Source organism: Anabaena sp. UHCC 0253, assembly GCF_009712085.1.
GTDB lineage: Bacteria > Cyanobacteriota > Cyanobacteriia > Cyanobacteriales > Nostocaceae > Dolichospermum.
Map to the genome: position 1 here is coordinate 1 of NZ_VILD01000009.1, position 21,850 is coordinate 21,850.

21 protein-coding genes are annotated in these 21,850 nt (G+C 36.8%); 10 read left to right on the forward strand and 11 right to left on the reverse strand.

The annotated features are described in order from the left end of the window. The first annotated feature begins 46 nt into the window (after positions 1-46). From glyQ to FJR38_RS21545, 3 genes are all read left to right on the forward strand, one after another. Positions 47-925: a glycine--tRNA ligase subunit alpha gene (gene glyQ, locus FJR38_RS21535; RefSeq protein WP_168492881.1), complete on the forward strand. Its 879-nt coding sequence runs from the start codon at positions 47-49 to the stop codon at positions 923-925. Between the two features lie 205 nt (positions 926-1,130). Continuing rightward, complete coding sequence (locus FJR38_RS21540; protein WP_168492879.1) at positions 1,131-1,616, forward strand: DUF4079 domain-containing protein; 486 nt, start codon at positions 1,131-1,133, stop codon at positions 1,614-1,616. Between the two features lie 104 nt (positions 1,617-1,720). Continuing rightward, positions 1,721-4,075, forward strand: coding sequence for a ComEC/Rec2 family competence protein (locus FJR38_RS21545; protein WP_168539335.1), 2,355 nt, complete (start codon positions 1,721-1,723; stop codon positions 4,073-4,075). A gap of 70 nt (positions 4,076-4,145) precedes the next feature. Here FJR38_RS21545 and FJR38_RS21550 read toward each other — a convergent pair whose 3' ends face one another. Together FJR38_RS21550 and era are read right to left on the reverse strand one after the other, a co-directional pair. Then, positions 4,146-4,619, reverse strand: a complete 474-nt coding sequence (locus tag FJR38_RS21550; protein WP_168492875.1) for a TspO/MBR family protein — start codon at positions 4,617-4,619, stop codon at positions 4,146-4,148. A gap of 118 nt (positions 4,620-4,737) precedes the next feature. After that, positions 4,738-5,712, reverse strand: a complete 975-nt coding sequence (gene era / locus FJR38_RS21555) for a GTPase Era (RefSeq protein ID WP_168539337.1) — start codon at positions 5,710-5,712, stop codon at positions 4,738-4,740. Between the two features lie 164 nt (positions 5,713-5,876). Between era and FJR38_RS21560 the strand changes: the two genes are divergently transcribed. Beyond that, a complete protein-coding gene (locus FJR38_RS21560) occupies positions 5,877-7,253 on the forward strand; it encodes a carotenoid oxygenase family protein (RefSeq protein ID WP_174764087.1) in 1,377 nt (458 codons plus the stop codon). A 100-nt stretch (positions 7,254-7,353) separates the two neighbouring features. On the opposite strand, the gene FJR38_RS21565 is transcribed toward FJR38_RS21560, so the two are convergent. Together FJR38_RS21565 and FJR38_RS21570 are read right to left on the reverse strand one after the other, a co-directional pair. Then, entirely contained in the window at positions 7,354-8,217 is an 864-nt protein-coding gene (locus tag FJR38_RS21565) for an alpha/beta hydrolase (RefSeq protein ID WP_168492871.1), read from the reverse strand. 118 nt (positions 8,218-8,335) lie between these two features. After that, positions 8,336-9,832, reverse strand: coding sequence for an HlyD family efflux transporter periplasmic adaptor subunit (locus FJR38_RS21570; protein WP_168539339.1), 1,497 nt, complete (start codon positions 9,830-9,832; stop codon positions 8,336-8,338). 406 nt (positions 9,833-10,238) lie between these two features. Here FJR38_RS21570 and FJR38_RS21575 point away from each other — a divergent pair, with 406 nt between their 5' ends. Next, positions 10,239-11,114, forward strand: coding sequence for an alpha/beta hydrolase (locus tag FJR38_RS21575; protein ID WP_168539341.1), 876 nt, complete (start codon positions 10,239-10,241; stop codon positions 11,112-11,114). Between the two features lie 68 nt (positions 11,115-11,182). Here FJR38_RS21575 and FJR38_RS27605 read toward each other — a convergent pair whose 3' ends face one another. The 4 genes from FJR38_RS27605 to FJR38_RS21595 form a co-directional block, all read right to left on the reverse strand. Further along, a complete protein-coding gene (locus tag FJR38_RS27605; RefSeq protein ID WP_174764088.1) occupies positions 11,183-11,545 on the reverse strand; it encodes a hypothetical protein in 363 nt (120 codons plus the stop codon). Positions 11,546-11,556: 11 nt separating this feature from the next. Further along, positions 11,557-12,000 (reverse strand): hypothetical protein, encoded by a 444-nt coding sequence (locus FJR38_RS21585; RefSeq protein ID WP_254449535.1) that lies wholly within the window; start codon positions 11,998-12,000, stop codon positions 11,557-11,559. 227 nt (positions 12,001-12,227) lie between these two features. Continuing rightward, complete coding sequence (locus FJR38_RS21590) at positions 12,228-12,464, reverse strand: DNA-directed RNA polymerase subunit omega (protein WP_104389471.1); 237 nt, start codon at positions 12,462-12,464, stop codon at positions 12,228-12,230. Positions 12,465-12,484: 20 nt separating this feature from the next. After that, entirely contained in the window at positions 12,485-12,844 is a 360-nt protein-coding gene (locus FJR38_RS21595; protein ID WP_168492863.1) for a hypothetical protein, read from the reverse strand. 71 nt (positions 12,845-12,915) lie between these two features. Between FJR38_RS21595 and bchD the strand changes: the two genes are divergently transcribed. The 3 genes from bchD (at position 12,916) to FJR38_RS21610 (ending at position 17,282) form a co-directional block, all read left to right on the forward strand. Further along, positions 12,916-14,937 carry a magnesium chelatase ATPase subunit D gene (bchD, locus tag FJR38_RS21600; protein ID WP_168539345.1) on the forward strand — a complete coding sequence of 674 codons (2,022 nt, stop codon included), beginning with the start codon at positions 12,916-12,918 and terminating at the stop codon, positions 14,935-14,937. Between the two features lie 110 nt (positions 14,938-15,047). Beyond that, positions 15,048-16,226 carry a DUF262 domain-containing protein gene (locus tag FJR38_RS21605; RefSeq protein WP_168539347.1) on the forward strand — a complete coding sequence of 393 codons (1,179 nt, stop codon included), beginning with the start codon at positions 15,048-15,050 and terminating at the stop codon, positions 16,224-16,226. A 6-nt stretch (positions 16,227-16,232) separates the two neighbouring features. Further along, positions 16,233-17,282, forward strand: coding sequence for an MAE_28990/MAE_18760 family HEPN-like nuclease (locus FJR38_RS21610; RefSeq protein WP_168539349.1), 1,050 nt, complete (start codon positions 16,233-16,235; stop codon positions 17,280-17,282). 86 nt (positions 17,283-17,368) lie between these two features. On the opposite strand, the gene FJR38_RS29115 is transcribed toward FJR38_RS21610, so the two are convergent. Further along, positions 17,369-17,491, reverse strand: a complete 123-nt coding sequence (locus FJR38_RS29115) for a hypothetical protein (RefSeq protein WP_256366935.1) — start codon at positions 17,489-17,491, stop codon at positions 17,369-17,371. Between the two features lie 83 nt (positions 17,492-17,574). Here FJR38_RS29115 and FJR38_RS21615 point away from each other — a divergent pair, with 83 nt between their 5' ends. Together FJR38_RS21615 and FJR38_RS21620 are read left to right on the forward strand one after the other, a co-directional pair. Next, positions 17,575-17,892: a hypothetical protein gene (locus tag FJR38_RS21615; RefSeq protein WP_168539351.1), complete on the forward strand. Its 318-nt coding sequence runs from the start codon at positions 17,575-17,577 to the stop codon at positions 17,890-17,892. Beyond that, positions 17,889-18,251 carry an aspartyl protease gene (locus FJR38_RS21620; protein ID WP_168539353.1) on the forward strand — a complete coding sequence of 121 codons (363 nt, stop codon included), beginning with the start codon at positions 17,889-17,891 and terminating at the stop codon, positions 18,249-18,251. Before FJR38_RS21615 ends, FJR38_RS21620 begins: the two co-directional genes overlap by 4 nt. 61 nt (positions 18,252-18,312) lie before the next feature. Here FJR38_RS21620 and FJR38_RS21625 read toward each other — a convergent pair whose 3' ends face one another. Together FJR38_RS21625 and FJR38_RS21630 are read right to left on the reverse strand one after the other, a co-directional pair. After that, positions 18,313-19,845, reverse strand: coding sequence for a DUF1802 family protein (locus FJR38_RS21625; RefSeq protein ID WP_168539355.1), 1,533 nt, complete (start codon positions 19,843-19,845; stop codon positions 18,313-18,315). 8 nt (positions 19,846-19,853) lie between these two features. Next, the gene (locus FJR38_RS21630; RefSeq protein WP_168539357.1) at positions 19,854-21,803 is read right to left on the reverse strand and encodes a P-loop NTPase fold protein; all 1,950 of its coding nucleotides are present in this window, start codon (positions 21,801-21,803) and stop codon (positions 19,854-19,856) included. Positions 21,804-21,850 lie beyond the last annotated feature (47 nt).

Genomic DNA, 21,850 nt, shown 5'->3' on the forward strand with positions numbered 1-21,850 from the left:
TAGTCCACAATGGGTTAGGCATTGTTGACTCAAGGAAGAGTAGATAGTGAATTTTCAGTCAGTAATAACGATATTGCATCAGTTTTGGGGACAGCGTGGCTGTTTGATTGCCCAGCCCTATGATATGGAGAAGGGCGCGGGTACGAAGAACCCCCATACTTTTTTAAGGGCTTTGGGTCCTGAACCTTGGGCTGTAGCTTATGTTGAACCTTGTCGTCGTCCTACAGATGGTCGTTACGGCGAAAATCCGAATAGGTTTCAGCATTACTATCAATACCAAGTGTTGATTAAGCCGTCACCGGATAATATTCAGGAAATTTATCTTGATTCTTTACGGGCGTTAGGGATTTGTCCTGAAGACCACGATATTCGTTTTGTGGAAGATAACTGGGAAGATGCGACTGTGGGGGCTTGGGGTACGGGTTGGGAAGTTTGGTTAGATGGGATGGAAATTACTCAATTTACATATTTCCAACAATGTGGAGGAATTGATTGCCGTCCTGTGTCCATTGAGATTACTTATGGTTTAGAGAGATTGGTGATGTATCTTCAGCAAGTGGAGGCAATTACTAAGATTCAGTGGACGGATAACCTTACTTATGGTGATGTTCATCTTCAGGGTGAGATTGAGCAGTGTACTTATAACTTTGAAGCGTCGAATCCTGAGATGTTGCTAACGCTGTTTAGTTTATATGAGCAGGAAGCTACTCAATTAACGGAGCGAGGATTGGTTTTACCTAGCTTGGACTATGTAATTAAGTGTTCCCATGCTTTCAATTTGCTTGATGCTAGAGGAGTAATTTCAGTGACGGAACGGACTCGTTACATTACTAGGATTCGGCATTTGGCTAGGAAAGTAGCTCATTTATATGTTGAACAAAGGGAAAAGTTAGGTTTTCCGTTGCTGAGAGATACCGTAAGCTAAAATTTTTGGCGTTGCCTAATTGGAGTATGAATAAGCTCACGCAAAGGCGCAAAGGCGCAAAGGTAAGAGTTTGAGACATGGAATTTTTGATTTTCATACCTCAATATGGCTTCGCCACGCAGGCTATCAGCAATGCCAAATTTTTTAATCCCCCCCTGCCCTGTGGGATGCGGAAGTTGATGTTAAAAATAGTGGTGTGTGTTGAATGATAAATATAAGTGCAGCTTTAGAACCGATTGCGGCTTGGTTTCGTTCGTTGGGTGTTCCTGAAGTGGTTGTGCATTGGGGACATCCAGTGATGATGGGGATTGTGATTTTTGTGGTAGGGACTTTTGTGGGGGTGACGGGTTGGCGCGGAAAGTTGCTGGAGGGGAAGAATAAGGATGCAGCAATTCAAAGCCGTAACGCCCATCGTCAATTAGCTCCTTGGTTGTTTGTGTTCTTGGCAGGTGGCTATACTGGTGGGGTTTTGTCGTTGGTGATGCAGCAAAAACCACTGTTTGAAAGTCCACATTTTTGGACTGGTTCACTGGTGTTGATACTGTTATTAATTAATGGTGTAATTTCTCTGAGTGGATTTTTTGGGGATAAGGCTGGATTACGTGCGGTTCATGCTTATTTAGGAAGCACAGCACTTTTGATTATGTTTGTTCATGCTGTTTTAGGGTTGAATTTGGGTATTTCTTTGTGATGTTGTGATTGCCAAAGCTACCAAGGATGAATTATATCTTTCCCAAGCAAGTTAAATATTTATACGGTATTCTCTGAACTGGGTGCTTTGGCAATTAAATTTTTATGATGCAGACAAGTGGAATAATTATCTGTCTTAGTTATATTTTGGGTTTGCTGTTTACGGCAATTCCTTGGGGTGGTGTATGGATTTTACTATTGGGTGTAGTTGGGGCGGTTTTCTTTCGGCGAATATATAATAAGCTGCGAAAATTTGCTCTTAAAAAAGAAGGTGCTGTTGGCAAAACTAAGGCTGCTGTGAATAACTGGACGGGTACTCCCCATCCTAGAATATGGTTAATTGCTGGGTTGGTGGGTTTGTTGGCTACTGTTTATTTGCAATTGCGTGTACCTCAACCGGGAATAAAAGATATTAGTCAGTTTGCTGCTGGTGATAATAGTAATTTTGAACAATTGGTGATTGTGCGTGGGTTGGTGGATAGTAATCCCCGCGTAACTCGTAGTCAAAGAGGACAATTTTGGTTAGCAGCAACTCAGTTAGATGAGGTGAAAAATAATCAAGGTCCTGCGGGGATTTCTAAAGGAGTGACGGGTAGGTTATATGTAACTGTACCGATACTACAATCTACTGGTTTATATCCTGGACAACAAATTGCGGTGACGGGATTTTTGTATAAACCAACAGCAGCTTCCAATCCTGGTGGTTTTGATTTTCAGAAATATCTGCGACAGGAGGAGACTTTTGCAGGTTTAATTGGTAGACAGATTAATATTTTGGATGATGAACGTCCTTGGGGATGGTGGCAAGTTCGTGAGAAAATTGGGCGATCGCAAGCTAGTTCATTGGGTGTTCCTGAAGGGCCTCTTGTCAGTGCCATGGTTTTAGGTGGTAAGGCTGTTGATTTACCTTATGATATCCGCGATTTATTTGTCAAAGCTGGTTTGGCTCATGCTTTAGCTGCATCTGGATTTCAAACTTCTCTAATTTTGGGTGTAATTTTACAGCTAACCAAGCGTGCTAATAAAGCCACGCAGATTACTCTTGGTGGCTTAGGATTAATTACTTTTTTGTTTTTATCAGGTTTTCAACCTGCGGTATTAAGAGCCGTAATTATGGGCTTTGCGGCTTTGGTGGGTTTGGCTTTGGAACGAAATGTGAAGCAATTGGGATCTTTATTAATAGCAGCAACATTATTATTATTGTTTAATCCTCTGTGGATTTGGGATTTAGGCTTTCAACTGAGTTTTTTAGCAACGTTGGGGTTAATTGTCACTGCATCACCCATTACTCAACGTTTAGATTGGCTACCACCGGCGATCGCTTCTTTAATTTCTGTACCTTTAGCAGCGACAATTTGGACTTTACCCCGATTGCTGGAATTTTCTAGTGTCATTCCTATTTATAGTGTGCCTCTAAATATTCTGACAACACCATTTATTTCTATTGTTAGTATTGGGGGAATGATTAGCGGTTTGGTAAGTTTAATTTCACCCGATTTAGGTAGCACTTTAGCCAGTTTTTTATATTATCCTACCCATTGGTTAATTCAACTTGTGGAATTTTTTGCTAATTTACCAGGAAGTTTGGTAGCAGTTGGTAGTATCTCAACTTGGCAAATGTTGACTATCTATTTTTTGATTATTTTAGTTTGGTTAGTTAAATGGTGGCAAAAACGTTGGTGGTTTGCGGGTTTAATTGCAGTTGGTTTGGTAATTGTTCCCGTTTGGCATTCTGCAAATAATTTGGTAAGAATCACTTTATTAGAAACGAGAACAGAACCTGTTTTAGTAATTCAAGATCGGGGGAAGACTACAGTAATTAATAGTGGGAATGAAGGCACAGGCAGATTTACGATTTTACCATTTTTAAGACAACAAGGAATAAATCAAATTAATTGGGCGATCGCAAGTAAGTTTCCCGGTTATACTCATGATGCTTGGTTGGAAATTATGCAAAGTTTACCAATTAAGAATTTGTATGAATATACTGCCAATTTAGAAAATAATATTGAAACGCAGATCCTGCAACAGCAACTCCAAAAACACCAAGGAATCTATCAAAATTTGCCACTGGGACAACTTATCAATACTCCCACAATTATGGCACAATTAATTAATGACCAAGTACCGATTTTAAAATTACAAATTTTCAATCAAAGTTGGTTATTAGTAGGTAATATTAAATCTCAACAAATTGCTGAATTGATTAAAACTGGAGATTTATCTTCTCCCCAGGTGTTATGGTGTCCATCAGAATCTTTACAAGATTTAGTTTTAGCACTAAAACCACAAATAGCGATCGCTCCTGGGAGTAATCTAGATAGTAAAACTTTATCTTCTTTGAGTAAAGGGCAAACAAAACTTTTCTTTACTGGGAAAGATGGTGCTATTCAATGGACACCAAATGGAGATTTTCAAACTTTCATTCAGACAACAGAAAATAAATCTTCTGTTTTATGAGGTTTAAGCAAAACAAAAAAATGTAGAGACGTTCCATGCAACGTCTCTACAAGAAGAAAAAGTATATTGTTTAAGCATCTTGAGGATTAAGACGACTCATTTGCCATGTGGTATATGTACCTATGGGACTCCACAGTAAATAGGGCAATAATAGTAATGCTGCCCAGGATGATACTGATAAAACGGCTAGTGTAATTAAAATACAAATGAGTAAGCCTGTACCACCAAGGATTGTCCCTACAATGAGACTACGAAGACGTAACATTACAGGGGTGTAAGCTATAGTAAATATCTCTAGTAGTAGGTACAAACCCATCATTAAACGAGTTATTTCGGTGTTTGGGCTGTGTTCCCAAATGATGTAAGCTGACCAAGCACCACAGATAAATATTATAGTCCAAATCAGGGGAATTGCTGATTCAAAGGTTAACCATTTAGGTCTTTTTAAATGCCGAAACCATTGATTCTGGTTAGGTGTAATCCAGTTACCAGCGAAGGCTACTAAAAATGTTATACTGCCAATTATCATCCAAGATTTAATCATAATTGCCTTGGTGCTGACTTTCAAAAAAGTCGGACGCAACGATATTACAATAAAATCTACAGTTTATCAATTAACACAATTGTCAATTGTCCATTGTTAATTGTCCATTGTTAATCACCTATTCCTCGACACGATAACCTAATTCGGCTAACCGCACTCGTGAATGTCGCCATTTAGGTTGTACTTTGACAAATAATTCTAGATAAACTTTCCCAGCAATTAGCTTTTGAATTTGTTCTCTGGCTGCACTACCCACAGCTTTGAGCATTGTTCCCCCTTTACCAATGAGGATTCCTTTTTGAGAATCTCTTTCAACATGGATAGTAGCAAGGACGCGGGTAATTTTTGGGGTTTCTTCGACTAAATCAATGGCGATCGCTACGGAATGGGGAACTTCTTGACGAGTTAATAATAATATCTGTTCTCGAATTAATTCACCCATGATAAACCGTTCTGGTTGATCTGTAACTAAATCGGGTGGATAATAAAATGGTCCTGGTTCGAGATGACTAATTAATAAATCTTGTAGTTGTAATAATTCCGCGCCAGTTTTAGCGGAAAATTTTACACTTTGCCAATTATAGCTATTAGCTAATTGGATGTAACTTTCATCTATTTTTTGAGCATCTTCTGGTTGTTCATCAATTTTGTTAATTCCCAGAATTACAGGTGTTTGACTATTAATTAGTAGTTCGGCAACATAGCGATCGCCTGGACCACAAGCTACTGTACCATCAACTACAAATAATATCACATCTACTGATTCAATGGCAATTTTCGCATTTTTTACCAGCACTTCCCCTAATTGATGATGAGGTTTGTGAATACCTGGTGTATCCACAAAAATTAACTGGGCTGTTTCTGTGGTTAAAATCCCCTTTAACCGATTGCGAGTAGTTTGGGAGACGGGGGAAGTAATGGCGATTTTTTGCCCAACTAATTCATTCATTAAAGTGGATTTACCCACATTAGGACGGCCGATAATGCCGATAAAACCTGATTTAAATCCAGCAGGTGATTGAGGAATCATTACCCCACCGAAATCAGTAAAAATATTATTATCAATATTAGATACTTGTGATTCTACTTGCATTGTTTAGATTTATGATAAATAGATTATTTTGAATTTGATTAAATTAATTATTACATAATTATGATCATAAAAAAAAGGAAAAATCAGAATTTTACTGTCTCTTATAGCACAAATAGCGATCGCTTATTATATTAAGTAAAGTGTCGCTATCTAACTCACTGACTATGACCATAGCATCAACAGTCATAAATCCCTATTTAGAAGGCAACTTTGCCCCCATAAATACTGAAATCACCACTGACACCCTAGAAGTAATCGGAGAACTACCCCCAAAATTATCAGGGATGTTTATTCGGAATGGTCCTAACCCGCAATGGCAACCCATTGGCCAATATCACTGGTTTGATGGTGATGGAATGTTACATGGAGTAGAAATTAAGAACGGTAAAGCTACTTATTGTAATCGCTACATCAGAACGAAAGGATGGAACATTGAACATGAAGTGGGTAAAGCTGTGTGGAGTGGACTTTTAGAACCACCGCAAATAGATAACCCCCACGGATCTGGCAAAAATACCGCTAATACAGCCCTAGCATGGCATAATCAACAACTTTTGGCTTTATGGGAGGGAGGTGCGCCCCATCAAATCAGCGTTCCTGATTTAGCCACTATTGGGGAACACACCTATAATAATAAACTAGTTTCCGCCTTTACTGCCCACCCCAAGGTAGATCCAGTCACAGGGGAAATGATGTTTTTCGGTTACGGTTTTGAACCACCTTATCTACAATATGGCATAGTTTCTGCCCAAGGTGAATTATTGCGAACAGTACCCATTGACATCCCCATGGCGGTGATGATGCACGATTTCGCCATCACAGAAAATTATACCATTTTTATGGATTTACCCCTGACATTTAGTGTGGAACGAATGCAACGGGGAGAACCAATGATGATGTTTGAGAGCGATCGCCCCAGTCGGTTTGGTATAATGCCTCGTCATGGTGACAACAGCAATATTCGCTGGTTTGAAAGTCCCTCTTGTTACGTCTTCCACACCCTCAACGCTTATGAAGCAGGAGACGAAGTGGTACTTATCGCTTGTCGCATGAATTCTAGTAATGTTCTTGTTTCTGAAGATACATACCGTGACGAAAAAGGAGATATTCCTCTTCTCCACCGTTGGCATTTTAACCTTTCTACAGGTGCAGTCACAGAAGAAAAACTAGATGATATACCGGGAGAATTTCCCCGTATCAACGAAAATCTGTTAGGGAGAAAAACCCAATTTGGCTATGTAGGAAAAATGGCACATAGTCAAAATCCTTTATTTGATGGTGTTATCAAATACGACTTTGAAAATGGTAAATCTCACATCCATGAATTTGGTAAAAATCGCTATGGTGGAGAAGCAGTATTTGCACCATGTCCTAATTCCACAGTAGAAGACGAAGGATGGTTAGTAACATTTGTTCATGATGAAAATTCCCAAACATCAGAACTTGTAGTTATTAACGCCCAAGACATGACTAATGAACCCATAGCACGGGTAATTATCCCCCAACGTATACCTTACGGATTCCACGGAATTTGGATTTAATGTAAGGGTAGCGCCCCCGTGCCTACCCCGTTATTTGGGGCAACCACAGGGGGGTTTGCTCCTACGTCATTTATTTAATGTAGGGGTAGCGCCCCCGTGCCTACCCGTTATTTGGGGCAACCACAGGGGGTTTGCCCCTACGGTGATTTTTCTCAACCAAATCAGCAAACTTTTTTAACATCTCTCCATACTTTTCTCCTGCAACAAAAGATAAATCATTATGGCTGGCTTTTTCTACCCAAAAAGAAAGTTTGGGAGAAGATACCGCAGCAAATAATTTTTCTCCATGAGTAAAAGGAATAATTTCATCATTTTTACCATGTATGATCAAAACTGGGGAATTTACCTTTTTGATTTTTGCGCGATTAGTAAATTTATCAAAGGGTAAAAGTGGCACAGGAACAACTACCCGAAAAATAGAAGTAAAGCTACTTTCAACTATTAACCCACCAACAGGTTTTCTTGATGCTAAATCTACGGCTGAACCACCACCAACGGAACGCCCAAATACTATAATTTGTTGAGGAGGAATTTTTAACGTTTGAGTTAAATAATTGTAAGCAGTATCAATATCTTGATAAGCAGTTTTTTCTGTAGGTGTGCCTTCACTTGTACCATATCCACGATAATCATAAGCAAAGACACTAAAACCCAAATTGCGAATTTTTTCTAAATGTGGTTTAATATATCCCAAATCTTCAGCATTGCCATGAGCATAAAGAATTGTATATTTAGCTTGATTATTGGGTAAATAAATAGCAGAAATATTTTTATTATCTGTATTTTTGAGTTTGAGAATATCCTGATTATCTTGATAGCTGGATGGTTGAGGTAAAAAAATCATGCTGTCAGCACGAAAATAAACATAAACCGCAAAAAAGGCGTAAATAAAAAGTAATGATTTTAACATTCGTTTCCAGGTTAAATCACCAATAAGCAGTTTTTGTAAATGCTGTTTATCCATATTTTGTTTTGATTTCGCGCAGAGACGCTAAGGAGCAAAAACGCAAAGGAAGAAAGACAGGAAAACTGTATTCAAACAAAAACTCCTGTCTTTGGTCATTTTTAGATAACTTTTTCCATTATCTCACAGAAAAGGCTTCGCTAAATCGTCGAGTAATTGGTTCAATAATGAATGTCAAAACCGACTTTTTGCGAGTGACAATTTCGGCGTTAGCAGCCATACCTGGATTGAATTCTACCTCTTGTCCGCGCACGTTCAAGGAATGTTTACTTAACTTAATTCTTGTCGGAAAGATTAAACCTAAATCTTTATCAATTATGGCATTGGGACTGATTTGTAATACTTCTCCTTCAACTACACCAAATTCTTGAAAAGGAAAAGTGGCAATTTTGACTTTTGCTTTCATTCCCTGATTAATAAAGCCAATATCACGGTTAAGAACTTTTACTTCGAGGAGCATTTCTTCTCCTGCTGGTAAAATCGAGAGTAGTTCTTCTCCAGATTGTACTGGACCTTTGGTAGCTTTAATTTTGTAAATTGTCCCAGCCACAGGGGCTTTGATAGTTTCTCCGTCTTTTTGTTGTTTAGCTTGTTCTAATTGACCAACAATATTAGCTAATTCTTCTTTACGTCTATTGATTTGGGTGAGAATTTCACTTTGACGTTCTGAGGTTAAACGAATATTTTGATTAAGTGCTGTTTGATAGGCTTGTTCTGCTTGACTCACTGCTTGAAATTGAGCAGCAATATCTTTTTCTAAAGATGTAACTCTATCTTGAGCTTCTGTTAAACTATTTTGAGTTTTTGTAACTTCATCGGAACTTCTAATAATATCTGTATTGGCACGATTTAATCTTTCTTGAGCTTCGAGATAATCAACTCTAGCTAAAGCACCGGGTTGAATTAAGGTACGGAGATTTTCTTCACGTTGTTTAGCAATTGCCAAATTATTATCTAACATAGAACGCAGGCTTTTTACATTCTCTAAGTTTTTTTGAGCATTAGTAAAACTAATTTTTGCATTCGCTAAATTTTCTTGTAAACGACTCAAACGAACTTTGGCTTGATTAATAGTTGATTTTTGACGTTTGGCTTCGGCTTCCGCTGCTGCTTGTTTGGCTTTGTAGTCTAATAAACGGGAGTTTAAAAGTTCATCTTGGATAATTGTTCCTGTAGTCTTACCTCCAGAACGTTCAGCTTGTAATCGTTGTAAGTCGTCTTCAATTAATTTACTAGATTTAGCGAGACGGTTAACATTACTTTGTTGAAAATTGGGATCACGTTCAATTAAGATTTGATCTTTGGTGACGCGATCGCCTTCTTTGACTTTTACTGCTAAAATAGAACCATTACCCAAAGCTGTCACCGGTCTAACTTGGGTGGAAGCAATTAATTCTCCTGGTGCTGTAGCGACTTCATCAATTTCCGAAAAATTTGCCCAGGAAATCGCCCCAAATATAATCATACTAATTGTTCCCGCTAACAATCTTGTATAAAGCGGTGGTAGTTCCTGTACGGCTTTACCCAATTCATAGGATAATTGTTCTTCTGGTTTAGCAAATCGTTCTTTTGTCTGACGGGCTTGAACAGCATTTGCAGCTAAGGAGAATTTCATAATTTGTTAGTTATTAGTTGTTTCTGTGAGCGAGTGATAGCAATTTCATGTCAGCCCATATATAACTAACTTCTGATAGCATAGCTCAAGCCATAGAAGAAGAGGCAAAACATGGTAATTTTGTGAAGCTGCATTCAGTATTGCTATGAGCAATAACTAATCACCAAATTGCTAAATTTTTAATATTAAACCCTTTTGATATAAAATTTTGTACTGTAAATCACATCTTTGCAGATATATTTTTTAAATTTCCCAAGATCCAACCTCAACTATGCTGGTTATTTTCAGAACATGATAATTTTTGGGAAATTATCTGTATTTCTTCCTACAGTGAGAAGCAATTTTCTCTACAATATACGTTGATAGGCTAGTAGCTTGCTAGTTAAAGACGTAAAAAATTAACTCTATGATTTACCATAGCGACACGATTGCATCTTATCAAGAAGGGACATTTTCAGGTGTGGGGGGGCTGGATTTGTATTACCAAAGCTGGAATCCTGAAGGTGAGTTAAGGGGAATATTAACTATTGTTCATGGACTTGGAGGACACAGCGGACTTTACAAAACTATAGTTAAACATCTGTTATCGAAAGGATATGCTATTTATGGTTTTGACTTACGTGGTCATGGCCGTTCAGCAGGTCAAAGAGGTTACATTAATAACTGGGCTGAATTTCGAGATGATTTGCAAGCTTTCCTCAAATTAATTCAACAACAACAACCAGGAATCCCAACTTTTTTATTGGGACATAGCATGGGAGGTGTGATTACATTAGATTATACTCTCCGTTATGTCCAAGATAAATCTGCGTTGCAAGGTGTGATTGCTTTTGCACCCAGCATTGGTAAAGTAGGAGTGCCACGGAGTCGTATAATTTTAGGTAAGTTGCTTTCCAGTGTATGGCCGAGGTTTTCTTTAAATATTGGTTTGGATTTTAACGCAGGTTCACGAGATCAGAAAATTTTAGATACCTATACTCAAGATAAATTACGTCATACTCTCGCTACTGCTAGGTTATCTACAGAGTTCTTTGCTACAGTAGATTGGATTCATACTCACGCTGAAAAATGGCAACTACCGCTGTTAATTTTACATGGTGGTGCTGATAGAATCGCTTTACCAAAAGGAAGTGAAATTTTTTACCAAAATGTGACTTATCCAGATAAGTTAAGAATTGAGTATCCTGGAGGCTATCATGATTTACACTATGATATTAATTATCTGGAAGTAATGACTGATTTAAGTAATTGGATGGATCAACAATTGACAATTGTCAATTGACAATTGATAATTATGTAGAGATGTTCTATGGAGCGTCTCTAAAAATATTTTAGAATAGGAACTAATCGTTAATTAATACGAAATAGATAAAAACCGGCAAGTACCAGAATAAATATCATAGTTGCAGAATAGACAATTACATCTTTCACCAGAAAGTTAATCCAATCTTTTCTTAATTCTTGTTTAAACTTGAGTTCTCGTAATTTACGTTCAAGTTCTAAATCTTCTTGATTGGGTAATCTGCTGTAAGGACTAATCTGTAAATCGTCAATAACTGCTTCTGTAGGATCTGGATTTTGCCAATTGTCTAATACAGGATGGGATTCAGTAATAACAAGAGGTACATCATCCTGATTGAGGCTTTTGATCTCTTTTTTGATTACTTTCTTAACGATTTTGACAATTAAATCTTCTAAGTTTTTATCCGCCATATCTGCTGAAGTTACATCTTGTTTTTAGGAGGATTAAAAATATCCACTAAAACTTGGACAAGGTTGTTTCTTTGAACACGGGTAAGTTTACTAATGATCAGGCGATCGCTTGCCAAAGGATTTTGTTTTAAACTATCATTACCTGGATAATCATCAGCATATATAGTCTCGTTGGCATCCAAGTAATCAGCTAAAGTCAATTTCCAATCAAGGCGATAAATAGGGGATCTACCTTTATTATAAATATGATAACGAATTAGACGACTAGCAAAAGTATTATTTTCTGCAATTTGTCCTGTTGATTTACTAATATACTGATTTTCTTGAGGTAAATCAGGAATTTGCTGGTATACTCTTTGCCATACATCACTAGGACTAACTCTTTGGGCTACGGCTGGTGAAATATGCAATAAATTAGTATTTCCTGTTCCCAAAACAATTATTACCATCGTCATTAAGGTAATAATAAATAGTGTAAAGAATTGCCGATTAAAAATTTTTTGCTGTTTCATTAGCATTACAAAAAAAGGGAACAGGGAACAGGGAATAGGGAACAGGAAGAAGAGAGTTTTGGGCGATTTTACTTTTCTTCACATACCTTTACTTTTTCTGTTCATCTACTTAGCATTACCTGAGAATACCGCCAAACCTATTACAGATATGACGGTGATTAATTTAACTTTTATAATTCGCCAATAATTTCGGGCTGATTTAACTCATCAGACATTTCGATAATTGCTCTGAGTACGGGTTTCATGATTGCATCTTCGTTATTTTCAAAGTCTTCATAACGTCGCCGTTTGGCACGATTTGCGACTTGTACTGTAATGCGGTAGCGATTTGATGCAGCACTAATTAGTTCTTCTGCACGGTGCATGATTTGAGACTGAGTAGTCTCGAATTTTGAACGCTTAAGCATAATTTATGACTTTGGAGATTCTATCCCAGTTTACCCGGATTTTTCGATTTAGGATGATTTTTATTTTTGAGATTAGATATGGGCAACCAAAATGATCCTTGAGCAATTTGTTTAACTAATAAAATGAGATTGAGAATTTGCCGCAGTTGTTGGATTTGCTGTTTGAGGATTTGATTATCTAACCGTAAATTATTAATCTTTTGTTGACCTATATAAATATTTTCTGGTGCTGTGTGTAAAGCTGCATAACTAGCGCGTTCATATTTGTCAAAGCTGGCGGTTACAACTGCTAAAGTATGTTTTATTTTCCATAATTGTTGAGCTAAATAAAAAAGTGCGAAGGAAATCAGGAAGTTAATCAAGACGACGATAGTTACCATACACTTTGAAAACATCTCCTAAATGTGCCAGAAATTGCTATGCTAAAACCATAATAACTATTAAGGAAACAATGCCTGCGCCTACTCTTACCCCGACAATGACTGCTTTTCCGCTGACTGCTGTAGTTGGTCAAGAAGCGATTAAGATAGCCTTGCTGTTGACAGCAGTTGATCCCGTTTTGGGGGGTGTGGTAATTGCAGGTCGTCGCGGTACGGCTAAATCTGTGATGGCGCGTGCTATTCACGCTTTATTACCACCAATTGAAGTTGTTAAAGATTCCGTTAGCAACTGTGACCCCAACCATCCAGAAGAATGGGATGATAAACTCTTGGCTGAAGAAAGACAGGAGATAGAAACAGAAATTATCCCTGCACCTTTTTTGCAAATTCCTTTGGGGATTACGGAAGATCGGCTTTTAGGTTCTGTGGATGTGGAACAGTCGGTTAAACAAGGTGATACCATTTTTCAACCGGGATTACTGGCTACAGCTAACAGAGGTGTGCTGTATGTGGATGAAATCAATTTATTAGATGACCAAATTAGTAATCAACTGTTATCTGTATTATCTGACGGACGTAACCAAATTGAACGGGAAGGGATAAGTTTTCAACATCCTTGTAAACCGTTGTTTATCGCTACCTATAACCCGGAAGAAGGTGCGTTAAGAGAGCATTTACTTGATAGAATTGCGATCGCATTATCAGCAGACGGAGTTCTGGGTATAGATCAAAGAGTACAGGCAGTTGAACAAGCGATCGCCTATTCTAAGTCTCCCTCAGAATTTCTCCAACAATACAGCGAAGATATAGACTCACTCAAAACCCAAATTCTCCTCGCACGGGAATGGTTAAAAGAAGTCACCATTACCCAAGAACAAATTACTTACCTCGTCAATGAAGCTATTCGCGGTGGTGTAGAAGGACATCGTGCAGAATTGTTTGCGGTGCGAGTAGCCAAAGCCGCAGCAGCCTTAGAAGGACGCAATACCGTCAACGCTGAAGATTTACGTCGGGCTGTCGAATTGGTGATAGTTCCCAGAACCACGATAGTGCAGACACCACCCCCAGACCAACCACCTCCACCTCCCCCACCACCACCAGAAAATCAAGACGAGTCGGAATCAGAAGAAGAACAAGAGGAAGAACAGGAAGAGGAAAAAGAAGAAGAACAAGAACAGCAAGAACCCCCAGATATTCCCGAAGAGTTTATCTTTGATCCTGAAGGGGTAATTCTTGATCCAGAAGTGCTTTATTTTACGCAAATGGCACAACGTCAAGGTAAATCTGGAAGTCGCAGTATTATCTTCTCAGATGACCGGGGACGTTACATCAAACCGATGATTCCCAAAGGTAAAGCCCGCCGCATAGCCGTAGATGCCACATTACGAGCCGCAGCCCCGTATCAAAAATCACGCCGGGCTAGACAACCTGATAAAAAGGTGATTGTGGAACAGGGAGATATCCGTTCTAAGCGGTTGGTGAGAAAAGCCGGCGCGTTGGTGGTGTTTGTAGTTGATGCTTCTGGTTCAATGGCTTTAAATCGGATGCAATCTGCTAAGGGTGCAGTAATGCAGCTTTTAACAGAAGCCTATCAAAATCGGGATCAAGTATCTTTGATACCTTTTAGAGGAGAACAAGCGGAAGTTTTATTACCTCCTACCCGTTCCATTGCTTTAGCCAAAAATCGTTTAGAAAGATTACCCTGTGGTGGTGGTTCACCCCTCGCACATGGTTTAACTCAAGCGGTGCGTGTGGGTGTAAATGCCCAAATGGGTGGCGATATCGGTCAAGTTGTCATAGTGGCAATTACTGATGGACGTGGTAATATTCCTCTGGCTCGTTCTTTAGGTGAACCCATAGAACCAGGTGAAAAACCAGATATCAAAGCCGAATTATTAGATATTGCGGGGAGAATTCGGGCTTCAGGGATGCAGTTGTTGGTAATTGATACGGAGAGTAAGTTTGTATCAACTGGCTTTGCTAAGGAATTGGCAAAATCAGCAGGAGGTAAATATTATCACTTACCCAAAGCGACTGATAAAGCGATCGCAGCTATGACTAGAGGAGCGATCGCCGATATGAAAGCAAAATAGTAATTAGACCTATCTGTAAATTTTGTTTTAACCCTTAACTGATCAGGTTTATAAGCTAAGTTGTAGATAGGTCTATTTATTTTTATCATCATTAAAGGAGAATGTACTAAATGCAACTTCTAGCTCCAACTGAAGAAAAGATGTGGGAAAAAACACCCTCTCCAAACCACATCACTATGTCTGATCAAGAAATAAATGATAAATATGAAAAAGGTGAACAAAGAATATTAACTGAAATGAACCGGGAAAAGTTACCAGCTTTTGTAGAGTCTTTAAAAAAACCCGGTTATATGGATCTTAGACCTTTTTATCAAAGAAGAAATAGATGGGATCATAAAAAACAATCTCAACTAATAGAATCTTTTTTAATTAATATTCCTGTACCTCCCATTATTCTTTATGAAAAGAAATATAATGTTTATGAAGTAATGGATGGTCAACAGAGAATCACTGCTCTTAAAGATTTTTATGAAAATCGCCTTCATTTAACAGGATTAAAACTTTGGCCAGAATTGAATGGACGTACATATAATACACTTCCTGGTAATATTAAAGCAGGAATTGATCGTCGTTCAATATCCTATGTGGTTTTGATTACTGAATCGGCATCTAGTCCAGAAAAAGCACTATTTTTAAAGCAGCTTGCTTTTGAACGTCTCAACACTGGAGGAGAAAAACTTAGTCGTCAGGAAATACGTAATTGTTCATTTTATAGTCATTTTAATCAATTATTGCTGGAGTTAGCAACTAATCCAATATTTGCAGATGCTTGGAATATTCCTATTAGTGATGAAGAAGAACTTCAAAAAAATAACCTCTACAAAAAAATGGAAGATGCAGAATTAGTGCTGCGTTTTTTTGCATTACGTAATACAGATAAATTCCGTAATGGTATGCAAGAATTTCTCAATCTATATATGATGAAAAGTGTATCATTTTCTGATGATGATATAGAATTTCTGAGAAATATTTTTATCCAAACTATCACTCTAGCTCACCAAATTTATGGAGATAAATTATTCAAGCCTTTTAATACTCAATCTGATACTTGGGAAAATAAAGCATTTAAAGATTATTATGATGCTGTAATGGTTGGTTTTAGCAAACATTTAGCAGATTCAGATTCAAATATTTTACTCGAACGTAAGCCAAGAGTTATTGAGAAAACTAAAATTTTGTTTAGTGAAGATAAATCAAAGCTATTTACTGGTGGTGGAAAAACTAAGGCTGATATCCAAGAAAGAATCAGACTTTTTGATGATATGTTGTCTCATGTCATAGCAGAGTAAAAAGCCATGTTTCATAATCTGCTTATGGCTGTAAAAGCTAATATTTCTACAATTCGTTCCATCATTAAAACTAATGAAAAAATGCGAGAGATTGATTTTGAAGACGTTTCTCTATATACAGAAGAAACAAAAACAATTCTCATGAATATATTTCAAGATATTCCTGATAAAAATAATTCGCGGGTTTATGATCAATGTGCTGTTGTAACTCGTTTATATGCTATTTATGAAAGCTTTGTTGAAGACTTAATTCAATCTTGGCTGATACTGCTTCCAGATTTATATCCTAACTATTTAGACTTAGATAATGCTATTCGCAAAACCCATCAAAGTGGGGTAGGAAGACTTTTACAAGAAATATTAAGAGAAGATAATAATAGATATAAGGAATTGTCTGCACAAAAAGTTATACTTGGATTATTAAATGGAGAAACTGGTGAAAATAAATATGAACTATTACCAGAAGCTTTTCTCTTTCATGAACAAAATTTACGTAAAAATAGTCTGGAGAAATTATTAGCGAATGCTGGTATTTTTGATAGTTGGAGTTGGGTAGTCAATCATAGAGATATAAAGAATTTTTTAAAGGAGATTAGGGGAAATCAAACTACTTTAGAAAAAGAACTGAATATATTTATTAGTTATCGCAACGAGGCTTCACATAGTACAAAAATAGAAGATTGGTTAGGATTTAAACCACTGTTAGAATTATGTGATTTTGTTGAAAGTTTATGTGAAGCACTAACTGAATTAGTAAATTATCAGGTGATTGAAAGGAAAAAATCAATCAGTCAAGCTCAAGAAATTGGTAAAATTACAGAATGGTTTAAAAAACCTCAAGCTTGTGTTTTAACAGTAATTGAAGAATGTTCATTGTCCCTTGAAAGTAGTCTTTTTTTAGTGGGTGATTCCTACTGTCAAGAAGCTAGAATAGAGAGTATTAAGCATAATGGTGAGTCAATTAATGAGATTGAAACAACCCCAGGAATGGAGTTAGGTTTAAAATTTGATGTTGATGCCAGAAAAGAGTTAAAGTTATATCAATTGACAACTTGAATTTGTACTCAAAATTAATCTTAAAACAGCCTTAAATTCTGTAAATTCTAATGCTGATAATAAAAAACAGCCGGAGGTAAATATTATCACTTACCCAAAGCGACTGATAAAGCGATCGCAGCTATGACTAGAGGAGCGATCGCAGATATGAAATCCAAGTAATTTGATGAAAAATTAGGCAAGGGCGAAGCATTCGGACAGAAAATCAATGGTTTTAGTAATAGGTTATCGCCCGAATGCTTCGCCCCTACTACTCATATTAAAATAATAGTAAAAATGGAGTTAAAAAAATATGACACAATTAACATCACAACAACCAAGAAGAAGAGGCAGAATTTTTCCTGAACTGACTTTATCAGCGGAAGAATTAGCTAAACGTAAAGCGGAAGATGAACTATTTTATCAACGTTGCTGGGCAATTTTTGAGCGTTTGCGTCCTGATCTGATGAAAGAACATTATGGTTGGTATATTGCTATAGAGCCAGATAGTGGTGATTATTTCATTGATCAGAATAAGGAAGTTGCTAGTAAACAAGCACGGGATAAACACCCTAATGTGATACCTTTTGTATTTGGCATCAATGAAACTGGAGTAACTGGGAGAATATGATAGAGGGTTATTTTGGTGATGGGGGGCGGTTATTTTTTGAAGTTGAATTAATTACTGCTGATGCTTTAAATCTGCTTGTGGATGCTTTATTTGATACAGGTTTCACAGGCTTTATGGCTATTAACAAACAGGATTTAGACGGTTTAAATTGGTCATTTATATCCAAGGAAAAGTTACGCACTGCACAGGGAGAATCACGATTTGATCTTTATTTAGGTAAGGTAATTTTGGATAATCAAGAGTATGAAATTCCTGTTTATGCTGGTGATGAATTAACGGAGATTTTATTGGGTTCAGAATGGTTGGAATTTTTGCCTTTGGTGGTGAATTTTCAACAAAGTGTTTTAACTTTGGGATAATTTGAGAAACGAACCACGAAGGAACGAAGGACACGAAGGGAAGAAAAGAAGAGAGTTATTTTTAATTAATTGGTAAGTCGCGCAGGTAGTAGAATTTATCTGTTTTGCAATCATCTCCTGTTTCTCTTCCTAAGTAACCTATTAATGGTGATGATAGTTCTATTAATAAATCATGGACTATTTCATCTGTTAAGTTAGATTTATTAATGGCGTTATATTGAGTGCGAATTTCCATAACTGTGACAGCTATTTGATTATTTGATTTGGGAATGTCTTTTGCTGCTTGAATAATCAGTGATCGCAATTTAATCTCTTTTTCTATTTTATCTATATATTCGTTAATTTTATCATCAATTTGTCCTGGTTCTAAGTATTCTTTTAATTCAATTAAGTTTATTGCACCTGGATATTTTGCTTTGAGTTCAACTAATTTTTGTAATGTCATGGCTTTGATAATACTGACTTTCCATTCTTTTGATGATTTTTGAGTATCTGAGGTAGCGTTACCTGGTCCTATTACCAATTTTGGTGAATTCAAAAATTTATCTGCACCTAAGTGCATTCCACCTAGTTTAAGTAATTCTTCAATTGTACCACTAGGAATACTTTTACCTGCTTTACATTCACACACTAAAGGATAAGGCTGTGAACAATATAAATCTAAACCTCCTGCACCTCCTTTATAAGCATTTTCAACTTTAAATCCTAAAAAATCAAGGCTATCCCGTGCGATGTTTTCAAAGTCTGTACCCGCTTGATAGCTATTTTTTTTCTCTTCAAATTCTATACTTCTATCTCCTAAAGATGCAATGGTTTTTATCCAAGCTAAATCGGCATCTATTGTATTTGTAGTTGGTTCATTACTCCAACCTAAAAATACTTTGATTTCATTTTCTAATTGTTGTGCTGCTGGATTATTGTTAGCTATTTGTGATAATGCACTTTGCAATTCTTCCAGTTTAGGATGTAGGGGAGGTTCTAGGTTTTGTAATTGATATTTACGTTGCAGAAATATCTGATCACTTAATACGGGTTTATCTTCGGAAGCAGAAATATTAGGTAAACCGATAAATTTACCTAACTTATCTTGAATATTAGGAATTGCTGGAATTTCATAAGGTTTATCTAAATGATAAACGCGCAAATAAGCCAGAAAAAAATGCGGACGTTTTTGTAATATTTCCTCAAATATTTCTGGTTTCCAGATTGTTAATTGAGATAAAATATCTAATGGTTTAGTTTTATCTGGCATTTCGCAAAGTTCACATTTAGCCCATGCTTTAATTAAAACTTTGCTTTCAGATAACGGCAATTGTAACTGTTTTTGAGTTGGTATTAAACTCAGTTGTTCCGGTTGTAATAACATACTAGGATGATAGGATTTTTCCCATGCAGTTTTAGCAATTGGTAAAAAACTTGGATGGTAATATCTATCAATTGCTGCTGTGGATATCTCCACAGGATAGAGAGCGAATGTTTTACCCAAATCTAGTAATGTCCGAGGAATTGCGGCAATAATTCGCCCTTGTATTAAAGCTTCAACATCGGGAGCAGGTAAACATAAGGCGTTATAAATCAAAATTGATTCGTTCATGATTAATTTTATAATTCACTTAAGTCATCTGATTCGTCTGTTTCACTTGTACCTGAAAAATCGAATGCGTCAAATATTATTCCTTTATCTTCATCATCCAATGAAGGCATATTACCAGATGGGTTGCTTAAAATTTCTCGAAGTAACAAATTATCAAAGGTAATATTATGTTTAGAGATAATATCAAAAATCTGCTCTTCTGTTAATTGATAATTTTGTCGCTTATTATAAATAGCTAAAATTGCTATGAGTGGGCGGATTTGTTCTTCTATTAAATCTACATTTTCACCACCTTTTTCTGATATCAGTTCATTAAGCAATCTATATGCTTCTGAATTTTTCTTTATTTGTTCTATTCTGGATTGTGAACGAACTAAACAACCACGAGTAAGGTCATATTTTTGGTAATCTATTAACCATTTTAATCCTGCCGTTAATTTCACTTGAGGAGACTGTATTACAGCGACACCAATTTTTACCTCTTCTCCTTTCTCATTTCCAATAATTTTGAAGTTTATATAATGTTTGATATGATATGCTTTAGGTTTAACATCCTTTGTGATCTCTTCAATTATTACGCCTTCTAATGTCTGGCTTTTTAAAGTTTCAAAGCCAAAATAAAGAGCATCAGCAATTAGATCACTATCCTCTAGATAATCTCCAATATCTGCCTCACTTTCTCTTTTGAATGCTAGTTCAAACCTTTCAAACGGATCTGAAGGAAGTTGCTCTTCTTCAACCTTAAAGTTATCTGCACACCATTGTAAAGCTTCCCTAACACTTGGTTTATTTACCTTTCCATATTCTCTCAGTTGCGTTTCTTCAAATGGGTAGAGTGGATAAGGTGGAATTAAATTTTTTAAATTGTAATACTCTTGTAGCCAAACTGTTACTAATTCCACCATAGAATCTCCATTAACATATTTTAGATCTAGTGGTTTGCGTTGTGTAAATTTAGAAATTCTATCAGGTGTACCGTTCAGTAAAGAATTTACTTTGTCTCTCCATGTTTGTGGTAACATAACTGTCAGAATAACCACACCTTGACTAAGGGCTGAATTTTCCAAAGTATCATGGAGAATTTTCACAAAATTAGCAATTACAGTTTCTGTGGGAAACCCATCTTCAGTAGAGTTGTTTTGAACATCTATTTCATCAAAACAAATAATAATTGAGTTGTAGTAACTAACTAAATTCAAAATTTGTTGAATATTTTTAAGTGCCTCAGCTTCTCTATCTTGATTTGTTTTGCTAGGATTAGGTAATCCTAACTCTTCAGCATTTAATTGAGCTAATTCTTCACCAGATAGCCATTTAATTGCAAAAGGGGCTTGGGTTTCTGAAAGTGTCCACAGAATAGCGCGAAGAATATAGGGATCTGCATTGGGTTTAGTTTTAAGAACTTCTTTTTGCAGAGAATTCATTAAGTTTTTATTTTTAGCAAAAGTATTTGCACAGGCTTGGTCAAATTTTTTGACTAACTCTGCTGGAGTGGAGGAATTATCAGTTTTAACTTCGTTTACCATAGCTGCGGCTACTTCCTGCCACTGCATGACTTCTTGACTACCAGTTTTACTGAGACTATCTGCTAAAGTTTGCTGGAATTGGTACTTAACAAAATTTAAGTCTGTATAGTTATTACCACCTGCATAAACAAATAAAGCACAACCCACTTTTTCTAGTTCATGACGAATGCGACTCAAAAGATGGGTTTTACCAACTCCCTGCTGTGCAGTAATAGCAATTGAAGTTACTTTATCTTGACTAGATTGACTTTTGCGAACAAATTCAATGGCTTTAAAAACTTGATTAGAAGCATGGGCATTTAATGTGGGTACGTCGGGGACTCCTTTTCCCCAAACATCCTGTTCTTTAACAATCCCAGCGTTAATAAATGGATTGTGACTATTAATTGCGGCGTTAACGGCTTCTATGGGAGAAATAGGGGTATCTGTCATGGTGATTTGTATGGTGTGAGGAAGTAGAAACTGTAGGGATAATTTGA